Source organism: Cupriavidus sp. IDO, from assembly GCF_000812465.1.
In the GTDB taxonomy this organism is placed as follows: domain Bacteria; phylum Pseudomonadota; class Gammaproteobacteria; order Burkholderiales; family Burkholderiaceae; genus Cupriavidus.
The window spans coordinates 24353-37296 of record NZ_JWMA01000036.1; the positions used below are offsets into that span (position 1 = coordinate 24353).

Consider the following 12944-nt stretch of genomic DNA (forward strand, 5'->3'; position numbering starts at 1 on the left):
CCGGGGACGGCTGGCGGGGCCCTTTTGACCGCCGCCGTGTCGTCATTTCCTGTTGGTTGGCCTGGATATCGGCAATCAGCGCTTGATGGCGCGGTAGCCGATGTCGGTGCGGTACTGCATGCCATCAAAGCGGATCTGCTCGATCGCCGCATAAGCCGCGCGCTGCGCCGCCTTGACGGTATCGGCCAGGCCCACCACGCACAGCACGCGGCCGCCGGTCGTCAGCAGGGTCCCGTCCTTGAGCGTGGTGCCGGCGTGGAAGGTCACGCTGTCGTCGGTCTCGGCCGGGATCCCGGTGATGGCGTCGCCCTTGCGCGGCGCGTCGGGGTAGCCGTGGGCGGCCATCACCACGCCCAGCGCGGTGCGGCGGTCCCAGTCCAGTTCGACGCTGTCGAGCTTGCCCGACACCGCGGCGTCCATGACGTCGACCAGATCGGTCTTCAGGCGCGCCATGATCGGCTGCGTTTCCGGATCGCCCATGCGGCAGTTGAATTCCAGCGTCTTCAGGTTGCCGTCCTTGTCGATCATCAGGCCGGCGTAGAGGAAGCCGGTGTACGGGATGCCGTCCTTTTCCATGCCGCGCACGGTCGGCAGGATGATCTCGCGCAGCGCTCGGGCGTGCAGCGCGGGCGTGACCACCGGGGCGGGCGAGTACGCGCCCATGCCGCCGGTGTTGGGGCCGGCGTCGGCGTCCAGCAGGCGCTTGTGATCCTGGCTGGTGGCCAGGGCCAGCACGTTCTTGCCGTCCACCATCACGATGAAGCTGGCTTCCTCGCCTTCAAGGAACTCTTCCACCACCACGCGCGCGCCGGCATCGCCGAGCTTGTTGTCGGCCAGCATCATGTCGACGGCCGCGTGCGCCTCTTCCAGCGTCATCGCCACCACCACGCCCTTGCCGGCGGCCAGGCCATCGGCCTTGATCACGATCGGCGCGCCTTGCGCGTCGATGTAGGCGTGCGCCTGCGCGGGGTCCGAGAAGGTCTGGTAGGCCGCGGTCGGGATGCCGTGGCGGTGCATGAAGGCCTTGGCAAAGTCCTTGGACGATTCCAGTTGCGCTGCCGCCTGCGTCGGGCCGAAGATGCGCAGGCCCTTGGCGCGGAAGATATCCACAATGCCGGCCGCCAGCGGTGCCTCCGGGCCGACCACGGTGAAGGCCACGCCTTCACGTTCGGCAAAGGCCGCGACGACTTCCGGATCCGTCAGCGGAACATTCTGCAGGCGCTTGTCGAGCGCGGTACCGCCGTTGCCCGGCGCGACGTACACCACCTGTACTTTGGGGGATTGGGCCAATTTCCAGGCCAGCGCGTGTTCACGTCCACCCGAGCCGACAACCAATACTTTCATGATCCACTGCCAGAAAAGAAACGCATACAAAAAGGCGGCCGCCTGGTCTGTTTGTCCGGGCAGCCGCCGTTGGGGGCTTGCTATTGCTTAGTCTTCGATTGCTGCGTTGGTGAAGACTTCCTGCACGTCGTCCAGGTTTTCCAGGGCGTCGAGCAGCTTTTGCATCTTGACCGCGTCGTCGCCGGTGAAGCTGACTTCGTTCTGCGGCTTCATGACCACGTCGGCCACTTCCGCCTTGAAGCCGGCCGCTTCCAGCGCAGCCTTTACCGCGGAGAAGTCATTGGGCGGGCAGGTCACTTCGATCGAGCCGTCGTCGTTGGTGAGCACATCGTCGGCGCCCGCCTCCAGCGCGGCTTCCATCAGCTTGTCTTCGGGCGTGCCGGGGGCGAACAGGAACTGGCCGCAGTGGGTGAACATGAACGCGACCGAACCTTCGGTGCCCATGTTGCCGCCATGCTTGGAGAACGCGTGGCGGACTTCGGCCACGGTGCGGGTGCGGTTGTCGGTCAGGCAGTCCACGATGATGGCGGCGCCGGCCAGGCCGTAGCCTTCGTAGCGGATTTCTTCGTAATTGGCGCCTTCCAGGCCGCCCACCCCGCGCTGGATGGCGCGCTGGATGTTGTCCTTGGGCATGTTCGCGTCCATCGCCTTGTCGATCGACAGGCGCAGGCGCGGGTTGGAATCGGCATCGCCGCCGCCCAGCTTGGCGGCCACGGTGATTTCCTTGATCAGGCGGGTCCAGATCTTGCCTCGCTTGGCGTCAGCGGCGGCTTTCTTGTGTTTGATATTGGCCCATTTTGAATGACCGGCCATGATTCTCTCCGAGGCGGAAACTGAGACGTTGCGGTGATGTTGCGCGGGGTTGCCGTGCGTTGCGCGCGCTGGCTGCTTGCTGGTTGCGTATTGGCTGCTGCCTGGGCGCGCCAGGTGACTGATGTGCCTTGCTGCTGGCTATAATCAGCCCAGGATTTTATCACGCGCCCTTGCCTGCGCCGCTCCTCTGGGGCGGCCCGCCGGACAGGGCCTTTTGAACCAGAGAGATCATGGCCGAACCCATCCTCATTGCCAAGAACGCCGAACAAGAGCTATTCCTGCTCCCTGAGATGGGTAACCGGCACGGCCTGGTCACCGGTGCCACCGGGACCGGCAAGACGGTCACGCTGCAGACGCTGGCGCAAGGATTCTCCCGGTTGGGCGTGCCGGTCTTCCTGGCTGACGTCAAAGGTGACCTGACCGGCATTTCCCAGCCTGGTCAGCCATCTGACAAGCTCAAGGCGCGCCTGGCCGAGCTGAACCTGCCGGAACCGGTGTGGGGTGCGTGCCCGACGACACTGTGGGACGTGTTTGGCGAAAAGGGGCATCCGGTGCGCGCGACGGTGTCGCACATGGGACCGCTGCTGTTGTCCCGCATGCTCGAGCTCAACGACACGCAACAGGGCGTGCTCAACCTGGTGTTCCGCATTGCCGATGCCAACGGGCTGCTGCTGCTCGACGCCAAGGATCTGCGCGCGATGCTCCAGTACGTGGGCGACAACGCGGCGCAGTTCACCACTGAGTACGGCAATATTTCGGCAGCCTCGATCGGCGCGATCCAGCGTGGCCTGGTCGCGCTGGAATCGCAGGGCGCCGACGTGTTCTTCGGCGAGCCGATGCTCAACCTGGAAGACTTCATCCAGACCGACAAGGGCCAGGGCGTGGTCAACATCCTGGCGGCGGACAAGCTGATGAACTCGCCCAAGCTGTACGCGACGTTCCTGCTGTGGATGCTGTCCGAGCTGTTCGAGAAACTGCCCGAGGCAGGTGACCTGGACAAGCCCAAGCTCGTGTTCTTCTTCGACGAGGCGCACCTGCTGTTCAACGACGCGCCCAAGGCCCTGCTCGACAAGATCGAGCAGGTGGTGCGGCTGATCCGTTCCAAGGGTGTAGGCGTGTACTTCGTCACGCAGAATCCGGCCGATATCCCCGATACCGTGCTCGGCCAGCTCGGCAATCGCGTGCAGCATGCACTGCGCGCCTTTACGCCGCGCGACCAGAAGGCCGTCAAGGTGGCCGCTACCACCATGCGTGCCAATCCCAAGCTGGATGTGGAGAAGGTGATCGGCGAACTGGGCGTGGGCGAGGCGCTGGTGTCGTTCCTCGACGCCAGGGGCACGCCGTGCGTGACCGAGCGTGCCTGGGTGCTGGCGCCCGGCAGCCGCATCGGTCCGGCCACGGAGGACGAACGCAAGCAACTGATTGCGACCTCGCTGGTAGCGGGCACGTATGAAAAGACCATCGACCGCGAATCGGCCTATGAGAAGCTGCGAGGGAACGTTGCGGCGGCGGGTAACGGAACGGCCGGACAGAAGCCCGCGGGAGATGCTGCCGGTGGCTCCGAAAGCGGCGGCTGGCTGGGTCAGGCGGGAGAAATCTTCGGCACGCTGACCAAGGGCACCGGCAAGAGCGGCCGGGGCGATTCGATTCTTGAATCGATGGCCAAATCGGCGGCGCGCACCGTAGGCTCGCAGGTCGGCCGCGAGCTGATTCGCGGCGTGCTTGGCAGTTTGCTGGGCGGGAAGAAGAAGTAAGGCGGGGTGGTGTCAGGGCGGGGTCGCCTGCGTGGCGGCGACCCGCGGGCTTCACTGCTGCGCGTCTGGCGTCGAGCGCGCGGCCTTGGCCGCAGCTGCGTCCTCGCGCATCTTGCGGCTGAACATCCGCGCAAAGAACCAGGCCATGCCGATAATGAAAAGAATCACGGCAAGGCTCATCAGCCCGGTGCTGGTCGAAAACAGGATCTTGAAGGCTTCCATGCGATGCTCCCTGTGGGTTTGAAACACTGAGGCGGCGGATGGCCGCGCGCCGTCAAGTGTAGGGAGCGGCGTCGGGCGCGCCGTTGAGGTGGATCAAGCCCGCTCGACGCTGACCGGACCGTCTGCTGGCAGTCCGGCCCGCGTCAGTGCTTAGTTCTTGGTGCCGAACAAGCGGTCGCCTGCATCGCCCAGGCCTGGCACGATATACGCGTGATCGTCCAGGTGGCTGTCGAGCGAGGCCACGAACAACTGCACGTTCGGATGCGCCTTCTGGAACACCTCGACGCCCTCGGGTGCCGCAACCAGCGCAACGAAGGTGATGGCCTCGTCCTTCACGCCGCGGCGCTTGAGCACATCCACCGCATGCGCGGCCGAGTAGCCCGTGGCGACCATCGGATCGCACAGGATGAAGCTGCGGTCTTCCACATCGGGCAGGCGCACCAGGTACTCGACCGGGCGATGCTGCTCGTCGCGGTAGACGCCGATATGGCCGATGCGCGCCGACGGAATCAGTTCGACCAGGCCATCGCTCATGCCGACCCCGGCGCGCAGCACCGGCACGATCGTCAGCTTCTTGCCGGCGATCACCGGCGCATCCAGCTCGACCAGCGGCGTCTCGATGTGGCGCGTGGTCAGCGGCAGGTTGCGGGTGATCTCGTAGCCCATCAGAAGCGTGATCTCGCGCAGCAGTTCCCGGAAGGTGCGCGTGGACGTGTCCTTGTCGCGCATGTGCGAGAGCTTGTGCTGGATCAGCGGGTGGTCGAGGATGTACAGGTTGGGAAAGCGCGGATCTTGTTTCATGGCAGGCGGCGAGGCTCGGCGGAAGAGGGTGAAGCGGGCGCCAGATCGATGACACTGGCGCCGCGCCGTTGCAGCCGGATTGTAATGGAAGCGGGCCGCCCTGACCGTGGCTTCGTGTTGAGTACCGCCCAGGCTGGCACCGTCGGCGGGCTCCCTCGACCGCTGGGACCGCCCACGGGCTCGCCGATGCCTGGCTCTAATCAAGCGCGCGGTTTCTCGACTCGATATCCACCATGAAAATGGCGAGCGCTGCCATGGCAAGAAATGACGAAAGGATCGCAAGGGCCAGTGTGAACTGGCTGGCCATGACGGGTGCAATGATTGACGGTGCGAAGAGGCCGCCAAAGCGTGCGATCGCACCCGCGGTGCCCATCCCGCTGGCCCTCAGATCCGTCGGATACACCTCGGGCGTGAAGGCATAGAGTGCTCCCCAGGTACCGAGGAGCGCGAAGCTCATCAGCAAGGTCGAGCCGACGACAAGCGCAGTGGACTGGCCCAGGCTATAGAGCATGCAACCTGCCGCGCTGAGAAGCAGGAAGCCGATCAGGGTCGGCTTCCGACCCCAACGCTCGACGCCGTGAGCGGCGAGCGCGAACCCGGGAAGCTGTACCAGTGCGAGCAGGATCAGGAAGACCTGTCCACGCATGAAGCCAAAGCCCTGACCAGCCAGCTTCACCGGAAGATAGACGAAGACGCCGTAGTAGGCGATTGAGATGAGCATCCAGGCGGCCAGCAGGCAGATGCTGCGGCGCCGGCATCCGGCCGCGAAGAGTGCAAGCACCGATTTGCGCTCCATCTGCTGCGGCTCCAGCGAGCCGATCTCCACGGAAACGCGGTTGGCGGCGGCTACACGCTGAAGCACCGCGCGCGCCTCTGCCGAGCGTCCCGCCCTGTTCAGATAGAGCGGAGACTCGGGAACAAAGAACCGAAATACCACGCCGACCAGGGCGGGGATGCCAGTGACGAAGAAGATCAGCCGCCAGGCACCGTCGCCTCGCGAAACAGCGATCAGCGCAAGAATGGCGAGCAAGATCGTGCCGACCGCCCAGAATGACTCCAGCAGGACCAGCCAGCGGCCGCGCCGGTCGGAAGGCAGAAACTCGGCCATCATGGTGTAGTCAACGGGCAAAGTGCCGCCGACGCCGATGCCTGTCAGGAAGCGCAGCAGCAGAAGCCACTGGAAGTCGGGTGCGAAGGCGGATGCGACACCACAGATGGCGTCAATGACCACCGCCATCATCAGCACGGGTCGGCGGCCGATCCTGTCCGCAAGCCGACCGAACACAAAAGCGCCGATCAGCATGCCGACAAAGAACATCGTCCCGGTCTGCAAAGCCGTCGGCACGGGAATGCCGAATGTCGCCGCAACGGACGGTGCGGTAAATCCGATCGAGAGCACCTGCATCGCGTCAGCGAGCCAGACCAGGCCAAATATGACAAACAGCCGATACTGGAACCGGCCGACGCCGGCCGCGCGGATGCCCTGCTCAATCGTGATGGTCTGAGACGACGCTGCCCTCGCGCTCGGCTGGGGGGCCGGGCTGATCGTTGCTTCTGGGATTGCCGTTGTTGCCATGGATGAAATTGATGACGACATTTGTCTACCTGTCTTTATAGGCTGGTTCTTGAACTCGGAAGCACACGTTTATCGAAGCAGGGCCAGAGTACGGTACCAACTCATGCGTGATGCCATCGCACCGGGTTGCAACGAACGTGGTGACTACTCCAATCTGGCGAGGCCGGAACTAACCCGGTAGTACGCTCGCGCCACCTTTCTGATGCTGATACGACATAGTCACTCCTTGTCTACCCTTGGTTGGTCCAGGCCCGGCCTCCCGCTCGGCACGGCGATGGACTATGCAAGCCCCGGGCCAGCGCTTCCGGTGATGTAAAGGGCCAATCTTGTAGTTGTGTTGTCTCGTCTGCCACTTGCGGCGCGCTTTCCTTGTGCGGGGAGGCACCGCTGCGCGCCTTTCGGCACTCATGTAGTGCGCACTACATGATCGTTCAGCGTAAGCTACATGAAACTGGCGGGCAAGGCCGAATTGCGATTTCCCTCCTCGGGGTTTTCCCGCGCGTCGCGCGCATGGCGCCAGCGAGGGAGCGCACGGCTCCCTGCCCGGTGGCGAAGCGCCTTGCCAGGCACGGCGTATGTGCGGTCAGCGTGAATGCGGAAGGCGCGGCGAGCCCGCCGCGCGGGTCTCCGTTGGTCTCAGTGGGCAGGTGCCGCACGCAGGCGCGCGACAGTGTTCTCCAGGTCCTGCCAGGCGGGTTGGTCAGGGGCAAAGCGCGCTCGCAGGTACTGCGTCAGCTGCGCGATCTGCCGGTCGTCGAGCGTGTCGGCATAGGCGGGCATCGCGCCCAGCTCACTGTCGGGCGGTGCGGGCATGCCTTGCAGCAGCACCTGGATCACGTTGTCCGGGAGCTTGCTGTGCAGGTTGGTATTCAGTGCGAGCGCTGGCTTGACGCCGAATTGCGCGATGCCCTGGTCCGACTGGTGGCATACCGCGCATGCGCTCTGGTACAGGCGTTCGCCGGGACCGTTCAGGGTGAGCGCGGCCTGCGCGCTGCGCTGCTCGATTTGTGCTGCCTGCGCGGCCAGCACCGAAGGCGCAGGTGGCGGCGAGGCGAACGAGGCCACATAGTGCGCGATTGCGCGCACATCGGATTCCGGCAACTGCGCGAGTTCTTCCACCACCGGTGCCATGGGCCCAGCCGCGGCACCATGATGCGGCGCATAGCCGCCGCGCAGATACGTGAACAGTGCCGCCTCGGTCCATGGCACCGGCGCGTGCGTGAGCGAGGTCAGCGGCGGCGCTTCCCAGTCGTCGGCACTGCCGCCGGTCAGGTACTTGCGCCCGCCCTGTTCCGCGCCGAGCGCGTTGCGCGGCGAATGGCAGGCACTGCAGTGGCCCAGTCCTTCGGCGAGATACGCGCCGCGGTTCCATTGCGCGGAGCGCAAGGGGTCGGGCTTAAATGGTTCGTTGCGATGGAACAGCAGGTTCCAGCCCGCCAGCAATGGCCGCATGTTGAACGGGAATGCGAGCCGGGTTTGCGGGACCTCGGACTTCACCGGCCCGGCGGCCATCAGGTAGGCATACAGCGCCTGCATGTCGGCATCGCTGACCTTGGCGAACGCGGTGTACGGGAAGGCCGGATAAAGGCGGCGCCCGTCGCGGTGGATGCCCTTCCGCATTGCGCGCTCGAACGCCGCGAACGACCAGTTGCCGATGCCAGTTTGCACATCGGGCGTGATGTTGGTGCTGTACACCGTGCCGAAGGGCGTTTCCAGCGGCAGGCCGCCGGCGTTCTTCACGCCGCCGGGCGCCGTATGGCACACCGCACAGTCGCCTGCCGCGGCCACCAGGCGGCCGCGCTCCAGCGTGGCCGCGGAGTAAAAGCCGGGTTCGGTCGGTGCGACCGGCGCGATCGGCGCACGCCACGGCAGTAGCGTCGCGCACAGGCCGGCCGCGGTGGCGGCAGCGGCGGCAAGCCAGCCACGCTTCTTGCGCCGGCTGCCGCGCTTGTCTTCACTCTCGGCAAGTGCCAGGCGGATGCGTTCGGCGCTGAAGGGCGGTGCGCGCAGGCGCACGCCGGTGGCATCGAAAATGGCGTTGGCAACTGCGGCGGCGGCGGGCAGCGTATCGGCCGGCCCCGCTGCGAGCTTGTCGTAGCCGGCGAGCGTGCCGGCCAGGCGCACTTCCGGCAGTGCGATGCCAGCCGTCGCTGGCAGCATCCGGGCGGTGGGCGCAGCGGATGGCCAGGTGTCGAAGCCAGGCGTGGCGGCTGTCAGTTGCAGTGCGGTGTCGGCGACTGCCTGTTCAAGCGAGCGCGTGGCGGGTGCGGCTTGTGTGGGCGCCAGCGATTCGCTGTCGCGGCCCACGGTCACGCGCGTGACTGCCAGGTCGCCGGTGGTGTCGTCGACTTCCACTTCCGCCACCCACGCGGACCAGCTCTGGCCGGCATCGTGGTCGACGGTGTGCGCATAGGCGAAGCCGCGACCGCGCCGCACGTTGCCGGCCGCTGCGGCGGCACGCGGCGCGGCCGGCGACCAGCCTGCGCGCTCGCTTACCTGCCGTACCAGCGCCCCGCCCCGCGCATCGTCGAGATGCGCGAGCCGCAGCGCGACCGGATCGCTGCCCGATGCAGCGGCGATTTCGTCGAGATGGGATTCGCGCGCAAAGACCTGCGCGCGCGCGGCGGCAAGCGGTGCGGCATCGAAGGTGGCGCTATCGCCGACCGCGCCGACCATGCCGACATCGACATTGGGAATGCGGTAGGGCGGATTGCCGGCGTTGCCTGCCTGGGCTGTGTCTGTGCCGTCCGTCACTGGCGACGGCGTATGCGTGAGCCACAGCGCCAGCGGCACCCACGGCGCGGCGGTGCCGGCCAGCGTGGTGGCGTAGGCATCGATGGCAGCGCCGGACTGTGCGGTGTCGACGCGCACGGACAGTACGGCGTCGGACAAGCCGATGTCGTCGGCGCACAGCCGGCGCATCACCGGTTTGCCGGCGGCATGGGCAAGCAGCGCGGCGTCGGCAGCGGCGTGGTGCGCCAGCAGCGTTGGGTCGGCGTCATCATCCGGCGCTTGCCAGCAGGCCAGCGCCACCTGTTGCGGCGCGATGCCCAGCAGCGCGGCCAGTTCCTCGCGCAATGCGCCCGGGCGCGTGCCGGGCAGCCACACATGCAGCATACCGTCGCGCCAGTCGGCGATGACGGTGCAGCGGGCCTCTGCATTGGTGCCGGCCAGCGGCCACTGGTAGTCCTGCGCGTGGCGCGTCGCGGCGTTGGCCAGCACTTCGCTGGGGGCGCCGACTTGCGTGAGCGCGCGGCGCGGCACGGGTGCGCCGTCAGCGCGCGGGGGTGCCGACCAGCGCGCCTGCAAGGCATGCGCGGCATTGGCTGCGAGCGCATCCGACTCCGCCACAACGCCCGCAAACCGGTGGCGGAGCACCACCGCGCGCACGCCCGGCAGTGCCAGTGCCGCGTGGTGGTCAGCGCCAAGGAGGCGCGGCGAGAGCGGCTTGCCGCCGATCCAGCGCAGGCCGGGCGGCGTCAGCACATGGGCGACGAGGCATTTCGCCGCCGGCGGTGGCGCAAGCTCCGCCACAACGCTGGCACGCCCGGCGTGCGGCACGAGTCTTTGCGTCACGATGCCGCTCCCTCGCTGGCCCGCCGTTGCAGCACCGCGGCGCGCTTTACCGCGCGCACGATCTCCACATGCGTGCCGCAGCGGCACAGGTTGAAGCGCAGCGCCTCGCGGATCTGCGCTTCGTCGGGATCGGGATTCTGCGCGAGCAGCGCCTTGACGGTCATGATCATGCCGTTCAGGCAATAGCCGCATTGCGCGGCTTGCTCGTCGATAAAGGCCTGCTGCACCGGATCGGGAAGCTCCGCCGTGCCGAGACCCTCAAGCGTGGTCACCGCATGGCCCACCGCGGCCCGGACCGGCAGCACGCAAGCGCGTGCGGGCAAGCCGTCCACCAGCACCGTGCACGCGCCGCACTGGCCCAGCCCGCAGCCGTACTTGGGGCCGTTGCAGCACAGGTCGTTGCGCAGGATATAAAGCAGCGGCGTGTCAGGCGCCACGCTGAGTGTGTGCTCGGCGTGGTTGACCTGCAGCACCATGCGGACAGGGGGGCGGGGCGTGTTCATCGGGGGCTGGGGGCGGTTTGAACGTCACGCTTCGCGGCGCCGCGCCCCTTCCTTGGCGAGGGGCTGCGGCGGGCAGGATCTGGCAGGCGGTCAGGCCGCCGCGGACAGCGGCCTGGTCCCGGCCGATACCAGCGGCACGTTGAACACATCGTAGCCGAAACACCAGTCCGGGTTCTCGTTGCTGCGCAGCCAGGTGTTGTTGTGCGAGACCAGCTGCACCTTGCCGGCGCGCTCGGCGCGGTTGGCTTCATACAGCGCGAACGCGCTGGCGTAGTCGTCAACGCCGGCCTCGGTGAAGCAGCGCGTCAGCATGGCCGCATCCTCGATCGCCATTGCCGCGCCTTGCGCCATGTGCGGTTTCATCGGGTGGCAGGCATCGCCCAGCAGCACCATGCGGCCGCGGCTCCATAACGGCAGCGGGTCGCGTTCCAGCAGCGGCCACTTGGTCACCTCGACGGTGCCTTCGATCAGCGATTGCACACCTTCGTGCCAGCCATCGAAGGCGGCACGCATCTCCTCGATGCTGCTCGGCACCCAGCTCTTGCACATGTCCCACTCGGGCTCCGGCACGCCGGTCACGTAGTAGATCTCGTCCAGCTTGCTGGTGTCGAAGTAGACCATCATGTGGCGGTCGTCGGTCCACCACTTGGTGCAGCGCTCGTGCGTAAAGCCCTTGACGCGCGAGATGGGGAATACCGCGCGGTGCGCCACGTAGCCGGTGTACTTGGGCGGCTCGGCGCCCAGCAGGGTTTCGCGGATGCGCGAATTGACGCCGTCGGCACCGACCACGATATCGGCTTCTTCCACCGTGCCGTCGGTGAAGCGCAGTTGCACCACGTCGCCCTGGTCGGTGACGCTTTCCAGCTTCTTGTCGAACAGCAGCGTGCCGGGCGCCACGGCATCGGTCAGCAGCTTGTGGAAGTCGCCGCGGTGCACGGTCAGGTAGCTGGCGCCGTAGTGGCGCAGCGCGTAGTCGCCCAGCGGGATCTGCGCGATCACCTCGCCGGTCAGGCCGTCGCGGCTGTACCAGTAGTCAGGGTGGCAGCCCATGTCGTTGAGCGCGTCCTCGATGCCAATGCGCCGCATGATCTTCATCACATTGGGCCCCACATGGATGCCGGCGCCCAGGCGCGAGAACGCCGGTGCCTGTTCATACAGCCTGACCTGGAAGCCGGCTCGCTGCAGCAGGGCGGCCGCGGCCGTCCCTCCGAGTCCGGCGCCGACAACTGCGATTCGCGGTTTGCCTTGCACGTTCTTTCTCCTGGGGCAATGACACATGGGTCGTTTAGGGGCGGGGATGGCCGTGTGGCCGACCGTTGAAAATGAGTGTACACACTCAAAATATCAACGTAAAGGAAGAAAATCGCGAACCTATGGAAAACCCTGATGAAAACATGATTGAGCATCCACGCTGCGCTATATCGGTGAATTTATGTGCAAAAACATGGATTGGTTAATTAAGTGTGCACTGAATGAGTGAAATATTCCCGGTGCAGATTCTGTTTGCCTAGATAAAGTGTGTACACTACAATCGATCGAAGCGTGCAGGGCCGGCAAGCCAGCGCAGGCGGGTAGACAGACAAACCAATGACGGAGTCGACAGTGCAGAAAGTTTTCCGAATCGGCCAGATCGTGCCGAGCTCCAACACCACGATGGAAACCGAGATCCCGGCGATGCTGGCCGCGCGTCAGCTGGTGCGCCCGGAGCGCTTCACCTTCCATTCAAGCCGGATGCGGATGAAGAAGGTGGTCAAGGAGGAGCTGGCGGCGATGGACGCCGAATCCGACCGCTGCGCGGTGGAGCTGAGCGACGCCCGCGTCGACGTGCTTGGCTACGCCTGCCTGGTGGCGATCATGGCGATGGGCCACGGCTACCACCGTGTCTCCGAGCAGCGCCTGCAGGCGCATACCGCCGAGAACGGCGGCGACGCGCCCGTGATCACCAGCGCCGGTGCGCTGGTGGATGCGCTCAAGGTGATGGGCGCGAAGCGCATCGCCGTGGTGGCGCCCTACATGAAGCCGCTGACCGAGCTGGTGGTCGACTACATCCGCAATGAAGGCTACGAGGTCGTCGACTACCGCGCGCTGGAGATCCCCGACAACCTCGAAGTGGGCCGCCACGACCCGTCCCGGCTGCCCGACATCGTCGCGCAGATGAATACCGCCGACGCCGATGTCATCGTGCTGTCCGCCTGCGTGCAAATGCCGTCGCTGCCGGCGGTGGCCAGGGTGGAGGCGATGACCGGCAAGCCGGTGGTCACCGCCGCCATCGCCACGACCTACGCGTTGCTCAAGCGCCTGGGCCTGGAGCCGGTGGTGCCGGGCGCGGGCGCGCTGCTGTCGGGCGCTTACTGA

Annotated in this window: 10 protein-coding genes; 2 read left to right on the plus strand and 8 right to left on the minus strand. The window is 66.2% G+C overall.

All coding sequences use genetic code 11. The features are described 5' to 3' along the window. Positions 1-75: 75 nt before the first annotated feature. Together purD and RM96_RS12370 are read right to left on the minus strand one after the other, a co-directional pair. The gene (purD, locus tag RM96_RS12365; protein WP_039011031.1) at positions 76-1344 is read right to left on the minus strand and encodes a phosphoribosylamine--glycine ligase; all 1269 of its coding nucleotides are present in this window, start codon (positions 1342-1344) and stop codon (positions 76-78) included. Between the two features lie 87 nt (positions 1345-1431). Further along, entirely contained in the window at positions 1432-2157 is a 726-nt protein-coding gene (locus tag RM96_RS12370; protein ID WP_039010848.1) for a YebC/PmpR family DNA-binding transcriptional regulator, read from the minus strand. Between the two features lie 230 nt (positions 2158-2387). Between RM96_RS12370 and RM96_RS12375 the strand changes: the two genes are divergently transcribed. Then, a complete protein-coding gene (locus tag RM96_RS12375; RefSeq protein ID WP_039010849.1) occupies positions 2388-3911 on the plus strand; it encodes a helicase HerA-like C-terminal domain-containing protein in 1524 nt (507 codons plus the stop codon). A 51-nt stretch (positions 3912-3962) separates the two neighbouring features. Here the strand turns inward: RM96_RS12375 and RM96_RS37045 are convergent, their stop codons facing one another. From RM96_RS37045 to RM96_RS12400, 6 genes are all read right to left on the minus strand, one after another. Continuing rightward, a complete protein-coding gene (locus RM96_RS37045; protein WP_082016530.1) occupies positions 3963-4133 on the minus strand; it encodes a DUF3149 domain-containing protein in 171 nt (56 codons plus the stop codon). 150 nt (positions 4134-4283) lie between these two features. Then, the gene (gene upp, locus RM96_RS12380) at positions 4284-4934 is read right to left on the minus strand and encodes a uracil phosphoribosyltransferase (protein ID WP_039010851.1); all 651 of its coding nucleotides are present in this window, start codon (positions 4932-4934) and stop codon (positions 4284-4286) included. Between the two features lie 196 nt (positions 4935-5130). Further along, positions 5131-6531, minus strand: coding sequence for an MFS transporter (locus RM96_RS12385; protein ID WP_238587247.1), 1401 nt, complete (start codon positions 6529-6531; stop codon positions 5131-5133). Positions 6532-7146: 615 nt separating this feature from the next. Continuing rightward, complete coding sequence (locus RM96_RS12390; RefSeq protein WP_039010852.1) at positions 7147-10086, minus strand: c-type cytochrome; 2940 nt, start codon at positions 10084-10086, stop codon at positions 7147-7149. Continuing rightward, entirely contained in the window at positions 10083-10589 is a 507-nt protein-coding gene (locus tag RM96_RS12395; protein ID WP_039010853.1) for a (2Fe-2S)-binding protein, read from the minus strand. The genes RM96_RS12390 and RM96_RS12395 overlap by 4 nt, the downstream gene beginning before the upstream one ends. 90 nt (positions 10590-10679) lie before the next feature. Beyond that, entirely contained in the window at positions 10680-11840 is a 1161-nt protein-coding gene (locus RM96_RS12400) for an FAD-dependent monooxygenase (protein WP_039010855.1), read from the minus strand. A 351-nt stretch (positions 11841-12191) separates the two neighbouring features. Here RM96_RS12400 and RM96_RS12405 point away from each other — a divergent pair, with 351 nt between their 5' ends. Beyond that, positions 12192-12944, plus strand: a complete 753-nt coding sequence (locus RM96_RS12405; RefSeq protein WP_039011035.1) for a maleate cis-trans isomerase family protein — start codon at positions 12192-12194, stop codon at positions 12942-12944.